12 protein-coding genes and 1 riboswitch are annotated in these 14,761 nt (G+C 38.0%); of the genes, 3 read left to right on the top strand and 9 right to left on the bottom strand.

Annotation, left to right across the window (positions count from 1 at the left end; genetic code table 11):
- Positions 1-9: 9 nt before the first annotated feature.
- From AC0L8O_RS25240 to AC0L8O_RS25210, 7 genes are all read right to left on the bottom strand, one after another.
- Entirely contained in the window at positions 10-1,068 is a 1,059-nt protein-coding gene (locus AC0L8O_RS25240) for a FecCD family ABC transporter permease (RefSeq protein WP_156931889.1), read from the bottom strand.
- Positions 1,069-1,090: 22 nt separating this feature from the next.
- Positions 1,091-2,089 carry an HD-GYP domain-containing protein gene (locus AC0L8O_RS25235; protein WP_473446024.1) on the bottom strand — a complete coding sequence of 333 codons (999 nt, stop codon included), beginning with the start codon at positions 2,087-2,089 and terminating at the stop codon, positions 1,091-1,093.
- A 454-nt stretch (positions 2,090-2,543) separates the two neighbouring features.
- Positions 2,544-3,869, bottom strand: coding sequence for a hemolysin family protein (locus AC0L8O_RS25230; RefSeq protein ID WP_026559692.1), 1,326 nt, complete (start codon positions 3,867-3,869; stop codon positions 2,544-2,546).
- Positions 3,870-3,919: 50 nt separating this feature from the next.
- Positions 3,920-4,606 (bottom strand): zinc metallopeptidase, encoded by a 687-nt coding sequence (locus tag AC0L8O_RS25225; protein ID WP_026559693.1) that lies wholly within the window; start codon positions 4,604-4,606, stop codon positions 3,920-3,922.
- A 6-nt stretch (positions 4,607-4,612) separates the two neighbouring features.
- Positions 4,613-5,041, bottom strand: coding sequence for a MerR family transcriptional regulator (locus AC0L8O_RS25220; protein WP_473446023.1), 429 nt, complete (start codon positions 5,039-5,041; stop codon positions 4,613-4,615).
- Between the two features lie 377 nt (positions 5,042-5,418).
- Positions 5,419-6,480 carry a hemolysin family protein gene (locus AC0L8O_RS25215; RefSeq protein WP_473446022.1) on the bottom strand — a complete coding sequence of 354 codons (1,062 nt, stop codon included), beginning with the start codon at positions 6,478-6,480 and terminating at the stop codon, positions 5,419-5,421.
- Between the two features lie 61 nt (positions 6,481-6,541).
- Positions 6,542-7,858 (bottom strand): hemolysin family protein, encoded by a 1,317-nt coding sequence (locus AC0L8O_RS25210; RefSeq protein WP_473446021.1) that lies wholly within the window; start codon positions 7,856-7,858, stop codon positions 6,542-6,544.
- A 745-nt stretch (positions 7,859-8,603) separates the two neighbouring features.
- Positions 8,604-8,704, top strand: a riboswitch (purine riboswitch).
- Between the two features lie 58 nt (positions 8,705-8,762).
- Between AC0L8O_RS25210 and AC0L8O_RS25205 the strand changes: the two genes are divergently transcribed.
- Positions 8,763-10,091, top strand: a complete 1,329-nt coding sequence (locus tag AC0L8O_RS25205) for a 5'-deoxyadenosine deaminase (RefSeq protein WP_473446020.1) — start codon at positions 8,763-8,765, stop codon at positions 10,089-10,091.
- A gap of 173 nt (positions 10,092-10,264) precedes the next feature.
- Positions 10,265-10,873, top strand: coding sequence for a hypothetical protein (locus AC0L8O_RS25200; RefSeq protein ID WP_473446019.1), 609 nt, complete (start codon positions 10,265-10,267; stop codon positions 10,871-10,873).
- On the opposite strand, the gene AC0L8O_RS25195 is transcribed toward AC0L8O_RS25200, so the two are convergent.
- Positions 10,859-11,356 carry a small multi-drug export protein gene (locus tag AC0L8O_RS25195; protein WP_473446018.1) on the bottom strand — a complete coding sequence of 166 codons (498 nt, stop codon included), beginning with the start codon at positions 11,354-11,356 and terminating at the stop codon, positions 10,859-10,861. The two genes, AC0L8O_RS25200 and AC0L8O_RS25195, sit on opposite strands and share 15 nt — an antisense overlap.
- A 219-nt stretch (positions 11,357-11,575) precedes the next feature.
- On the opposite strand from AC0L8O_RS25195, the gene AC0L8O_RS25190 reads away from it, so the two are divergent.
- Positions 11,576-12,400: an STAS domain-containing protein gene (locus tag AC0L8O_RS25190; protein WP_473446017.1), complete on the top strand. Its 825-nt coding sequence runs from the start codon at positions 11,576-11,578 to the stop codon at positions 12,398-12,400.
- Positions 12,401-12,421: 21 nt separating this feature from the next.
- Here the strand turns inward: AC0L8O_RS25190 and AC0L8O_RS25185 are convergent, their stop codons facing one another.
- A complete protein-coding gene (locus tag AC0L8O_RS25185) occupies positions 12,422-14,302 on the bottom strand; it encodes an LTA synthase family protein (RefSeq protein WP_473446016.1) in 1,881 nt (626 codons plus the stop codon).
- Positions 14,303-14,761 lie beyond the last annotated feature (459 nt).

Below are 14,761 nucleotides of genomic sequence, written 5' to 3'. Positions count from 1 at the left end.
CCACCTCTTTTACGCCCGAGAATTTCTTTTTAATAACCAAATAAAAAACGGACCACCGATGATTGCGGTTAAAAGGCCGATGGGCAATTCCTCAGGTGCGATGACGATTCTGGCTACAACATCTGTCCAAATAACAAAAATCCCTCCCAATAGAGCACTTACAGGGAGAACTTTTTTATGATCTGAACCAATTAATAACCTCGTAATATGCGGAACCATTAATCCGATAAACCCAATCGAACCGCTGACTGCAATCGTCGTACCTGCTAAAAGAGAGGCAACTAACACAAGTATTTTTTGCACCCGCTTCACATCAGTTCCTAATGTACCTGCAGCTTCTTCTCCTAAAAGCAGTGCATTTAGGGCACGGTATTGAATCAGAAGGATGCTCATACAAAAAAGAATGACCACAAGTGGAAGTGTTAAATAGCCCCACTTTGCTCCTGCTAAACTGCCGGACATCCAAAACGCCGCATTATGGAGGCCCAATGCATTCGGGGCACTTAAGGTGATCACATTTGTGACTGCATCCATAATCATAGCAACCGCAACACCTGATAATAATAACTGTGTGATATTAATTCTGCCTCTGACCCTGGAGATCGTATATACGATCATAATCGTTGCTGCTGCTCCTATAAACGCACTGATTGACAGGGCATATGTACCGAAGAATGAAAAGACCCCAAACAGCATGCCTAATGTTGCTGTCGCAGATGCTCCTGAAGAAACACCAAGTATAAAAGGATCTGCCAGGTGATTTCGTACCAAAGCCTGCATGGCCACACCTGTTACCGCTAATGAAGCACCAACAAGCATGCCCAGTAAAACCCGTGGCAAGCGTAAATTCCACACAATATTTTCATCAAGCCTTGTCCAGGTAGGAAAAATAAAATCTGTTACATAAGGCAGTTTGCTCATGATGATTTTTGCTACGGTACCAGGATGAACAGAAACCGGACCGATCCCAATGGCTAGAATGATTGAGATTATACTTCCTATGAAAAGAAGTAATAAAACAAGCTTCATATTTGGTTCCTTACTCATGGATACTTTATTTTCCTTCATACTTCTCTTTATCCCTTTCACACTACTTACCATCTTCTTGATTGTTATTGAGCACCCTTTTTATCACAACAGACGGATTTTCCGCTAAATCCATCTCTTCTCCATTCGTTAAGAAACGTATGACAGGTCTTTGTAAATGCTGATTGATCCTACTAACAATGGCCTGTTCTCCTGTATATAACTCGACCTTTGTGCCGGGTATATAAGATGGAACACTATTGACAAAGGCTTGGACCACTTTAAAGGAAAACTCTTCATCACTTTTCGTCATAATGTATTCTAATGCTTCATGTGGCGGCATTTTATTATTTGATAGTAAATGATCATAAACATTGGCAATTCCCACGACTTGGGGAAGCTCTAAAACAGCTTGTCCTTTCAATTTTCTTGGATATCCTTGGCCGTTTATCCATTCATGATGTTGATAGGCAATATGTGCGGACAATAAACTCATTTCCCGATTGTCCTTTATGATGTCAAATCCTTTTAATGGATGTTCTTCTTCTTGATTCGTAACCGCCTTGCCGATATCGTGTAATAAGGCACCAAGAGCCAAATCCCTTAATTGCCTTTGCGTGTAGCCTAAATGTTTGGCTATTTGTAAGCTTAAAAGTGCTACATTTACTGAGTGAGCATACCGTACCAAGCCTGTTGATAAGGAGGTAGTTGGCACAAGGATAATCGTTTTATGAGCAAATACTTCTTTAATAAGAGTTACAACAGCCCTTTGGAGAGCTGCTATATGTAATCGTTTTTTATTTGAGGCATCTTCAAACGCCTGTTGAACAACAGCAATTGTATCCATCCATGTCGGCATATCAAGCATTTCCTCAAGGGTAATACCTGTTGACTCAGCATCCTCAACAACAAGAGTTGATACACCTATTGCTTTGATCCGTTCTAAATAGTTAGGATGAATCGTTCTCCCGGCCGTTAATAACACCCTTCGCATCCGATCATAAATCGGCATCGCCAACTGCATCGTTAAGGGGTTATAGTCCTCTATATCAATAAATCTCATTGTATCTCCCTCATTTTATGTTGTTCCAGGCTAAATCCCCCTGTTCATCTTCTTAAACTATACCATGTGAATAATTAATACGGAATGGCAATAAAGCACTCATTACCATTCCATCCGTTTTCATTTTTTAGATGTGTAATAAAATAGTTGAATCACACTAAACAACACAAGGAGCAGAAAAGAAATAAAGGTTCCTAACTTACCAAATACCTCTATGGCAGGAAAATGGCTATGAAATGCTTGTGATGGAAGCATCCAAATACTTAAGGTCAAACAAAAAATCACGGTAATTGGTAATAAATTTTTCAACAAATTTGATCACTCCAGGAAAGGTAAAGTAGTAGATGTGGAAAGGAATCTTTATAAGGTATGGAGATTTTGGGAGTATGTGACGGGTGCAGCGGCCTAAAAAAAGACAAAGTCAATGGTACCCCATCAACTTTGTCTTTTTGGTCTAATTATCCGAAATCGGCACAACATTACTTTTCATTTTAAACACTTCTAAATATTGAATATGGTGTCCGTCACTTTCGTGAACTTTAAAGATATAATCTTGATCTGCAACCTCAACGCCAACATCAGCGTTGAATTTTTGAGTTAAGAACCAGCCGCCTATTGTATCAATGTCTTCGTCAGAAAAGGTCGTGTGAAGAAGGTTATTTACATCTTCTATGAGTAATTTTCCATCTAAAATGTAATGATCTTCATTTAGTTTTCGAATTTCAGGGATTTCATCTTCATCAAACTCATCCCTGATTTCTCCGACAATTTCCTCAAGGATGTCCTCAACTGTGACCAATCCGGAAGTTCCTCCATATTCATCGATTAAAACAGCAATATGTGTTCGTTCTTTTTGCATTTTTAGCAATAAATCGTGAATCGGAATGGTTTCAATTACCTGTATGACCGGATTTATATAGGCGTTGATATCAAATGGCTTAGGATCATCACATTCCGTAAAAGCGGAAGTTAAAAGCTCTTTAATATTTAAAAAGCCGACAATATGATCTTTATCACCATCTACAACAGGATATCGGGTATAGCGTTCATTTTTTATCAATTCAATGATTTCATCATAGGTGCTTTCAAGAGAAATCGTGATAATTTCTGTACGGGGCACCATTATTTCTTTCGCAATTCTTTCATCAAACTCAAAAATGTTGTTCACATACTTTAGCTCATTCTTATTGATTTCACCGCTTTTATAGCTTTCAGATAAAAGAATACGAAGCTCTTCCTCTGAGTGAGCCAATTCATGCTCTGATGCCGGCTTTAATCCAAACATGCCAACTAATACACGAGCTGAACCATTCAAAAACCAAATGAACGGATACATGATTTTATAGAACCAAATAATTGGCGGTGAAAACATTAACGTAATGAATTCTGCTTTTTGAATCGCAATTGTTTTTGGTGCCAGCTCTCCGACAACCACATGTAAAAATGTAACGAGAGCAAAGGCTATACCAAAAGATAAAATATGTGTAACAGACTCATTAAAATTGAAATAAGCAAATACAGGGTGTAGTAGCTTTTCAACAGTCGGCTCACCTAACCAACCAAGTCCTAAAGCTGTTACGGTGATCCCGAGTTGACACGCAGACAAATATTCATCTAAATGGGATACAACCCTCTTTGCAGCTATAGCCCCTTTTTTCCCCTCAGCAACAAGCTGGTCAATTTTAGACATACGAATCTTAACAATGGCAAATTCTGTTGCTACGAAAAATCCGGTTAACGCAATTAATATGATAATTAAAATTAAATTAACTGTGGTCAATGAGTTGTCTTACATTCGTAAGACCTCCACCTCCTCATTTGTGCATGTTTTTATTCTTCACTATTACCCTGCATAAAGATCATAATAAACTTAATTAACTCAAATAATGCCATTAATGCTCCGGCAACATATGTTAATGCTGCGGCATTTAACACTTTTTTCACGCCATGTTCTTCTTCATTATAAAGAATACCTTCTGCCAGCATGAGGTTTCTCGCGCGTTTACTTGCGTCAAACTCAACAGGTAGTGTTACTAACTGAAATGCTACAGCCGCCGAGAAAAAGACAATGCCAATTCCAATAAGGGATAACTGCTGTAACAACAAGCCGCCAATAAATAGAAAGGGAGCAATTCCAGAAGCAATATTTGCGATTGGAAAAATCTTATGTCTCAGCATAAGAGCCGCATATGACTGCTGATGCTGGATCGCATGTCCAATTTCATGTGCGGCAACAGAAACAGAGGCAATCGAACGCCCATAATAAACCGCTTCAGACAGACGGACTACTTTTTTGACTGGATCATAGTGGTCAGAAAGAGTACCTGGTACAACTTCTATAGGTATATTGTACAACCCATTGCTGTCCAATATACGTCGTGCTGTTTCCGCTCCTGATAGACCGGTTTTTGTTGCGACTTCCGCCCATTTATTAAAATTCCCTTTCACTCTATACTGAGCCCAAATTGAAATTCCTAATGTGATAAAGATGAGAATATCCATTGGATGAAAGAACATTTTTGATTAGCCTCCATTTTTTATATTTATTAATAAAAGTAATGTTTGAATTAATGACAGACTTTCATTTGAGATATGCTTTTTGACAAAGTCTTGATTTTCCAAGTCGTTTTTATCCAGTTGGGCTAAAACTTCTGAGACTTCTTTTTCAAGACCTTTTATTTTTAATCGTAATTCTAAGACATCAATTTCTTCAGCGGTAGCGATAATTTTCTTTTTGATTCCTTCCAGCGTCATACCGTTCGCTTTACATTCTTCTATAAATCGTAATTGCTCGATTGCAGAAGAATCATAGTAGCGGTAATTGGATGATGAACGTTCCGCCTTTAATAAGCCCAGAGTTGTGTAGTAATCGATTGTTCGTTTGGTCACGCCGGTTATTTCTGCTAATTCACCGATTTTTAATTTTTCAGTCCCAAGTTTTAAAACCTCCAAACTGTCACGTGATGGTTGTATGATATTATTGCGGTGTGAAAATTCACAAACTACTTCCTTGCTCGATAACATGTATTGGGTGGGGTGAGTGAAGCTCCATGTTGCTCGCTTTTTGCGGGGTGTACGGTGCTCCCTTGTCTTGCTCCGGTTCCTAGCCCCTCTAGGATCTAGTCACACTTTAACTGAAGACAAAGAACGTCTTCAATTCAAGTGCGTCTTATGCTTGTCGGGGCTAAACAGCCGATTCCGCATTTCTAAGCAGGAGCCTCGCACCTTCCGCTTCACTCGACCTAATTTATTTTTCATATAGAACTTTTAAAAATTCTTAAATATCAACTAAACTTATTAAAGTTTTTTAAAAAATGTCTAGTAGAAACTTACCCTGCAACGGATGGTTCTACACCTGTTTGTTCTTCTCGGATTTCACCGACGATTTCTTCCAGGATGTCTTCCATTGTCACAAGGCCGGTTGTTTGCCCTGATTCGTCTTTGATGATGGCCATATGGACCCGGCTTTGCTGCATTTTCAATAGAACTTCTTTGATTGGTGTTGATGCAGAGAGATGTGGCATTTCATGGATGAAATCTTCCAGTTTCCGCTCTCTTCCTGCAGCAATACTTGTTAGCATTTCTTTTGTGTTAATAAACCCGATGATTTTGTTCTGCCCGGCTTCTTTGACCGGATAGCGGGTGTAGTCATATTGATCATGAACCTCGATGATATCAGTCAAGTTCATGTTTTTTTCAAGCGTAATGATTTTCGTAGCGGGAATCATAATGTCTTTTACAACACGTTCGTCGAAAGCAAAAATATTTTCGAGGTATGCAAGCTCAGTTTGGTTTATTTCCCCACTCTCATAGCTTTGCGTAACGATTAACTTTAACTCTTCCTCTGAGTGTGCTGTTTCATGGCCTGCAGGCTTTACACCAAACACACCGAGTATTCCGCGTGATGCCCCATTAAGAGCAAAAATAAATGGATTCATCACTTTTCCAAACCAGTAAAGCGGTGTAGCCAAAAGCAATGTCATTTTTTCCGCAAATTGAATCGCCAAGGTTTTTGGTGCCAATTCTCCGATTACAACATGTAAAAATGTTACAATCGAAAGGGCAATCGCATAAGAGAGTGCGGTTGATAGAGCCTCTGGTACGGCAAATCTTTCAAAAAGCGGGTGAAGCATTTTTTCTACTGTTGGTTCCCCTAGTGCACCAAGAACGAGTGCAGTAATGGTTATACCAAGCTGACAGGCTGATAAATAGTAGTCAAGATTATGAGCAACTTTTTTGGCCATAACCGCTTTTTTGTTTCCTTCTGCAATTAACTGATCAATTCGTGACATTCGCACTTTCAAAATCGCAAATTCAGCACCAACGAAAAAAGCAGTAAGGCCGATAAATACAGCCACTAAAAACAAGTTTAATCCAATTAATCCGTCCAATTATTTCCCTTAAGTAAGGGATTCACCTCCAAGATTTTAAAGAGCTATTGCTATGACATCCTTACCCAACATTCGCCATGCATGCTCTTTTTAACACAACCTGTTTGATTTGATAATTATCCATTTCAATGACCGTCCATAAATCTTCACCATGGATGACTTCATCACCAATTGTAACCGGATCAACCTTTTGGTATTGAATCCAGCCAGCGATTGTATCGACTTCTTCACTTTCCTCAAATATAAGCCCAAATTGCTCTTCAAGCTCGACTAAAAGAACACGACCATTGATTGTATATTGATTTTCACCAGTAGTCCTAATATCAGCTACTTCATCATCATCAAATTCATCACGAATTTCACCAACAAGCTCTTCCAGTATGTCTTCCATCGTGATAATACCGGATGTACCTCCGTATTCATCAATTACAAGAGACATATGAACTTGTTCCTGTTGCATTTTTAGCAAGGCATCCTGAAGACGTGTTGCTTCAAGAACAAACGGAAGATCGCGGACAAATTCTTCGAGTTTACGTTCACGTTTTGCCGCAATATGGGTTAACATCTTTTTCACATTGACAAAGCCGACGATATTGTCTTTATCGCCATTTTCTGTTACCGGATAACGTGTATAGTTATTTTCGTCCAATATGCTGACGATGTCGTTATCATCCATATCCTTATCAAGTGTAACAAGCTCTGTTCTTGGTACCATAATGTCTTTTACAACACGCTCATCAAACGAGAAGACATTTTCCATATAAGAGAGCTCCGTTTTATCAATTTCACCACCCTGATAGCTTTGGGTCATGATAATTTTTAATTCTTCCTCTGAATAGGCCTGTTCATGTCCAGCAGGCTGTACACCAAAGATTTTTAATAGAACACGTGCTGCACCATTTAATGCCCATATAAATGGTGACATGATTTTTCCGAACCAATATAATGGCGGGGCAAGCAGCAATGTCATTTTTTCCGAAAATTGAATGGCTAATGTTTTCGGTGCCATTTCTCCGACTACGACGTGGAGAAAGGTAACAAGGATAAAAGCAATCGCATATGAAGAAACAGATGCGATTGAATCTGATACATTCAGAAAGTCAAACACCGGGTACATCACACGCTCAACAGCCGGTTTTCCTAATGCTCCAAGACCTAGTGCCGTGACTGTAATCCCAAGCTGACAGGCTGACAAATAGTAATCAAGATCACTTGCTACCTTTTTTGCGATGATTGCCTTTTTATTACCTTCTGCTATTAATTGATCTATTCTTGACATTCGAATTTTAACAACCGCAAATTCCGAACCAACAAAAAAAGCTGTCAGTACGAGTAAAATGACAAGTAAAAAAAGATTTGTGATTGTAATAATATCCAATTATTTCCCTCAACCTGAGGGATTCACCTCCAGAAATAGTAACGTTACATGGTAACGTTTTTCATACCGTTTCAGTTCTCGTTATACATGTTTTTCTCTTCCTCATGTACACACATCATTCTTTGAGGATCTGATTACTTTATGACATTTCTAAAAGGAGATACTAGTTTGTTTAATAATCCCGTTTAAAGAAGACTGATGTACTAAGAAGAGATATGCATGGTGTACTGTAAAGATACATCTTTTGTGTTAATTCAGCCATTTGACGAGTATGCAATAACGCCTTCCCAATAAATCCAGCCCCCCTTCTCATTTATTAGAATAAATCATAGCATATGTACAACCAAAGCGTACAGTAATACGTGTCGGTTTTGAGTAATTGTTTTAGTGGTGTTCACATGGTATTCATATTTGGTTCAAAGCTAAAGATACGCTTCTTCACTTTTTATAAGTTTTCACAAAGTATGCTATGTACTACGTGTTTTGCTTAGTTGATTGAAGCTCCAGGATGCTCGCTTTCCATGGGGTGGACGGTGAGCTTCCTCGTAAGCTGCGCGCCTGTGGGATCTCACCTGCCCACTTCTCCCACAGGGGTCTCGCACCTTCTCTTCAATCAACCCAAATAGTTATGATGTTGATACTTATAAAGACAACCTCTTCTCTAGCAGAAACTATAGAAAAACCGTCAGATAAGCTAACAAACCTGTTGAACCAAACTTTTTATCTCATTATGATTATTCTTACAACTTATTTCAGATGATTTTCACGTATATCCTTAATAATTGGTTTAAGGGTCTCTACAAAGAAACCGTAAATTTCTTACTACGGTGAAAATATGCTTTTATTGGCATATTTTTTCGTAGTTATTTTTGTGTCTTAGTTTAAGATTAGGAGATGATCATAGATGAATATACTTATAAAAAATGCACAAATCATTACGATGAATAAGGAAAACGAAATCATCACAGGTGATATTCACATTGTGGACGATCTCATAAAAGATATTGGACCTGATCTAACTGTTCAACAACCTGATAAAATCATTGATGCAACAGGGAAAACCGTTATTCCCGGCTTTGTTCAAACACATATTCATCTATGTCAAACCGTTTTCCGTGGTCAAGGAGATGATTTGGAATTAATGGACTGGCTAAAACAGAGGATTTGGCCATTAGAAGCAGCACATGATGAGGAATCCATATATTACTCTGCCATGCTCGGAATTGGTGAGCTCATTCAAAGCGGGACAACAACCATTGTTGATATGGAAACCGTCCACCATACTGAGTATGCATTTAAAGCGATTGCTGAAAGCGGAATGAGGGCTTTATCAGGCAAGGTGATGATGGATAAGGGAGATGAAGTACCTCTGCCTTTACAGGAAAACACAGAAAGATCGATTAGAGAAAGCGTCGACTTACTAGAAAAATGGCATAACTATGATGATGGCCGGATTAAATATGCATTCTCACCAAGATTTGTTGTTTCTTGTACAGAACAACTCCTACGTGAAGTCCAATCTTTATCAGAATACTATCATGCAATGGTCCATACACACGCTTCGGAAAACCGTGGTGAAATTGATATTGTCCAAAAAGAAACCGGAATGAGAAATATCGTGTATTTGGACCATTTAGGTTTAGCCAATAACCGGTTAATTCTCGCTCATTGTATTTGGCTGGACGAAGAGGAAAAACGTATCATTCGCGAAAAAGGGGTTCATGTTAGTCATTGTCCCGGATCAAATCTGAAATTGGCGTCTGGTATCGCCGATACACCTTATATGGTAAATGAACAAGTGTCACTAAGCCTGGGAGCTGACGGAGCGCCTTGTAATAATAATTTAGATATGTTCAATGAAATGAGACTAGCCGCACTCATCCAAAAACCAGTACACGGACCAACCGCAATGGATGCACATACTGTGTTTAAAATGGCGACAATTGGAGGTGCGAAGGCAGTTGGAATGGAAAATGAAATCGGGAGTATAGAAATCGGCAAAAAAGCCGACCTGGCCATCTTAAACTTACAAGACTTTCATACCTACCCCTCATATGGCGTCGATCCTATCTCCAGAATCGTCTACTCTGCCACAAGAGCTGATGTCGAAACAACCATCATCAATGGTCAAATCGTAATGGAAAACCGCATGATGAAAACCTTAGACAAAAAAGTCATCTTAACAGAAGCCAACTCTTCCATTAAACGATTGCTTGCACGAACCTCTATCTAAGTGGGCTGGTCCGGGGGGACAGGTTCCTCGTCCCAGAATTCTGGGTCAAGGAACCTGTCCCTCTGTCCCTTCTAAGCCTTAAGACTTAGAGCGAAATACAGCCACAGATTCTTCATTCGGTTGCCTGGATTCTTGATAATAGGATTTGGGTTATTTAAGGGGAGGAATTTTAGGTGGATGAAAAAAAGATCTATATTCTACTAACTGACACTGGAACAATGTTTACTAGACTTATCAAATTATATACAAAAAAATCGTTCAATCATGCATCCATTTCTTTTGACCGATCTTTATCTGAAGTATATAGCTTTGGAAGAAAAACACCTTCAAACCCCTTCATCGGCGGCTTTGTGAAGGAAAACATGGAGTCACATTTTTTCAATCTAGCAAAATGTCGGGTGTACAGCTGTACAGTCTCTACGAGTCAATATGAAAAAATGAGATGCTTCATACAAAAAGTAAATGACAATAAGGCCCTGTACCGTTATAACCTACTGGGTTTATTTGCCATTCTATTAAACAAGCAAATGACTAGAAAAAATGCTTTTTTCTGTTCACAATTTGTCGCAACTGTCCTCCAGGAGGCTGAATGTGTAGATTTTTCTAAACCACCTTCACTTATAACACCTCAAGATCTCATCACAGGAAGTGATTTTCACTTTGTTTATGAAGGGAATCTTAAAAACTATCGTGAATTAGAACAGAGGGACAGGCCTCTTGTCCCACATGGGACAAGGGACCTGTCCCCTCGTTCCTCCCCTCGTTCCTCACTCAGTATCTAATAAATTTTTCAGGAAACCGTCCTGTCCGGTTTGGGTAAATAATAAGTCAAAACCGAAATATGAAAGAAGCCCCATCACAACTGCCCAGAAAACCACACTAACTGTGATCCAAAAGAAGATTTGTTTTCTTGTGCCGCCAAAGCTCATCGCTAAAATAACACCCAGATGGCTCCCGATTAAAAATGGCGCTACAAATGTTAATCCAGGCAAACCATACTTTTTCCAAATTGATTCTGCTCGCTTCTGCTTTTTGTCTGATACTTCTTTGCCTTTCTTTTCCTTACGTTTTTGTAGCCACTCTTTTACTCGGTCCATTAATAAGATGAGTAACCAAAGGGTCAGAATATTCCCCAATAACGCAAGAATGGCAACAGGAAGTGCCGGCAGTCCTGCTGCAACTCCGATTGGAATGACCCCGACTACCTCAAAAAATGGTGTCGCCCCTAACAAAAAAATAATGACATACGCTAAAATAATACTCACGAATTCTTTTCCTCCTTCAATATCAACAATCTGATGTACATCTTCATTCGAAAGAAATGGATAATCTGGTTTTTTAAGGATAATATGTAATACGATTACCCTTAGAAAAAGTTCCCAATCTCATTACATTGAAGCAATGCATTTTCTTTTTCTGTAAAAATACCTTAAAATAAAAGGAAGGTATTGAATTTCAAAAATTCAGCATAAGGGGGAAAAGTAATGAAATTCAAATTCCAGGAATCATATGAACTTAAACAATTCTTTGAAAACAATATTCAAAGTTTTGAAGAGAGATTATTGGCAGAAGCAGTCAATGTAACAGATAAGATTGATGAAATCCTGGCAATTGGTAACATTGATCTCGTTAATAATGCGAAAAAGCTTGTTACGTATATCGTTGACGGCAAGGAGAAGGAGTTGCAACTCTTTGCAAAACATGAAGGCATCGCCTGGTCTACACATTCCATTGATTTAACATTTAAACTCGAATGGATTCAAGCAATCCGCAGGACTGTGTGGTATTTTATTGAAAAATATAACGAATATACAAACGGGAAAATTGTAGCTGACTTTTTTACCCTTGAAAAGAAAATAAATAATCATATTGATGAATTTCTAAATAGCTTTTTTATTAGTTATTCTACATACAAAGATTCTCTGATCAAAGCACATAGAAAATTAGTAGAGAACCTTTCAGTCCCGATTATCCCGATTAATTCGTCTGTTTGTATTCTGCCTTTGATCGGGTCAATTGATGATTACAGGGCAAATATCCTGGAAGAAAAGGTTTTAACTGAAATTGGCAAATCACGTATTCAAACGTTGATTATTGACTTATCAGGTATTGCAGATATGGAAGCTAATGTGATTGAACATTTATTAAAAATCATCCATGGTGCTTCCATGATGGGCTGTAATTCGGTGATCACAGGATTGAGAAAAGAGGTTGTTCGGAAAGTGATCCATCTCGGAGTTTCCTTTGACAGCAAAACAGAAACTCTTGGAACATTGCAGCAAGCTCTAACTAAATACTTGGTCCTTTAATCCATCAAAAAAGTGTGGAAGCTACTCTTCCACACTTTCTTCTTTATTATAAAATCTCAGCAAATCCCCATAGATTATTTTATCTGAAAAACTAAGTTCATCATGAGCCATGTCCTCGTAGACATCACACGTTCCCTCACGTTCAATCTCTGCACCTGATTCACGATCATAACAAAGAGTTGAAACAGATATATAATCCTCTGTGATAAAACTTCCATTTCTCAATACAGCAAATGGAGACCGCTCAGGTGAAAACAAATCCTGACCAAATTGAATCCTATCAGACGTATCAACCCCTAACAGATGTAAAAGCGTCGGCTTTACATCAATTTGACCTGAAATATCTGAAATCAACTCGGGATGCTGATCTGTAAGACCAGGTATATGAATGACAAATGGTACACGTTGAAGCTGAATCGTATCATATGGCGAGATTTCATCCTTGCCTAAAAATTGCGCTAATGCCTCATTATGATTTTCAGAAATCCCATAATGATCACCCATTAAGACGATAATCGAATTTTCATACAGGTTTTCTTCCTTTAATTTCTCTATAAATCGTTTTAATGCTTCATCCTGATAACGAACTGTCTGAAGATATCGGTTGAAGACCTCACTAGTTGAATCATATTCATCAATAAGCTTATCCTCTTCCTCAAGTTCAAAAGGAAAATGATTTGTCAGTGTAATTGAGTAGCTATAAAAAGGCTGTGGCAATGTTTTCATCAACTCAACCGTTTGCTCGAAAAACTCCTTATCCTTTAAGCCCCATCCGAATGAATTTTCAGGTGTGATGTCATAGCTTTCGATATCAAAAAATCTATCCACCTCAAAGGAATCGTACACGATATCTCTGTTCCAAAAGGTCGCATTATTCGCATGGAATGTCGCGGAGTAGTACCCATAATCCTTTAAGATTTCAGGTGTTGCATTGTACTCATTTTCACTATTTGTAAAAAAGACGGAACCCCGTCCCAGAGGGTATAATGAATTCGCCACAATAAATTCTGAATCTGACGTTTTCCCCTGTTCTGTTTGGTGATAAAAATTTTCAAAGTAATAACTTTCATTTAAAAAATCATTTAAAAATGGTGTAATCTCCTCGCCATTTAATGTTTCATTCAACACAAAGCTTTGTGTCGATTCTAATGAAACAAAAATCACATTACGATTTTTCGCAATCCCAAACATCTCTTCACTTGGCTCTTTTTCATTTGCATTCACATAGTTTTGAATTTCCACAAGCTCATCACTATCTGCCAGTGCTCTCTGTGCCGTTGTTGCTGACTGCACAATTCCATCATATATATGGAAATTAAAGATCCCAATATTTTTCACTAAAATCTCCCTGTCAAATGAACGTGTTAAAAACTGCGGGCGCTGTATTTCCGCTAATCCTACATTGAAGATAAACACGACACAAACAACGAGAAAATATGATCTTCTTTCCTTAACCGTTACAGCACCATCATCTTTATGTCTATTTTTTCTCGCTAACCAAATCAAAATAAGAATATCAACAAACATAAGGAAATAGCTCGGCTTCACGATTTCTTGAATACTACTATCAAGGTCCCCCATATTACTTGACTGGAATAATACCGGGATGGTCAGAAAATCATTGTAAAAACTATAAAAACTCATATTTGAAATTAACAAAATCGTCCCCAATGTACTAACAACGATTATGTATATATTTCTTATCCTCTGCTTCATAAATAAGCCCAACCCAAAAACTAGTAAAAAGAAGCTCAATGGATTAATGAAGAGAATAAAAGATTGCATGACATTTTCTATTTTTAAATCAAAACCTGTTCGATACACAATATACGTCTTCACCCACATAAAAACTGTGGCCACACTCAAGAAAACATACTTGCTCCATAATGTTTTATTCCGCATTGCTACCCCCGCTTAAACAAACTATTCCTATAATAAAAATACCTCTCTCTCCCTATATTTTCAAGTGGGACGGAGGGACAGGTTCCTTGTCCCACAATCAAGTAAGGTCATTTTAGCATTTTAATGATCATCATAATCAACGTTTTCCCTTAGACTTACAATAAAAAACATCTAAATTACCTTTTCACAACTATTATTTTTTTGGTAATTAATCAACCTCCCGCTAAATACAAGATTCCTTTCTACTATTTTTAAAATCAGGATAAAAATACTGTTTTTATCAATCTTCTTAAACTTTACAATTCCTTAACGTCCAGTTTACATAGTGAACTTATAATTACGTAAGCATAAGGGCTATAGAACACATCATAGGAGTTGATTGTTACATTTACTAGATTTAACATTCTTCATTAACCATTACCCACAACAATCGAAAATGAAGCAAATATTGGAGGAAAT

The organism is Metabacillus sp. KJ11-3 (assembly GCF_055808295.1).
The sequence above is the reverse complement of the archived record's forward strand: the minus strand, read 5'-3'. Positions and strand labels throughout refer to the sequence as shown.

What these genes read in the sequence shown, in the direction of transcription:
- AC0L8O_RS25190 (WP_473446017.1), top strand. Translation starts at nt 11,576, where the DNA reads ATGAAATTCAAATTCCAGGAATCATATGAACTTAAACAATTCTTTGAA.
- AC0L8O_RS25240 (WP_156931889.1), bottom strand. Translation starts at nt 1,068, where the DNA reads ATGAAGGAAAATAAAGTATCCATGAGTAAGGAACCAAATATGAAGCTT.
- AC0L8O_RS25235 (WP_473446024.1), bottom strand. Translation starts at nt 2,089, where the DNA reads ATGAGATTTATTGATATAGAGGACTATAACCCCTTAACGATGCAGTTG.
- AC0L8O_RS25205 (WP_473446020.1), top strand. Translation starts at nt 8,763, where the DNA reads ATGAATATACTTATAAAAAATGCACAAATCATTACGATGAATAAGGAA.
- AC0L8O_RS25225 (WP_026559693.1), bottom strand. Translation starts at nt 4,606, where the DNA reads ATGTTCTTTCATCCAATGGATATTCTCATCTTTATCACATTAGGAATT.
- AC0L8O_RS25185 (WP_473446016.1), bottom strand. Translation starts at nt 14,302, where the DNA reads ATGCGGAATAAAACATTATGGAGCAAGTATGTTTTCTTGAGTGTGGCC.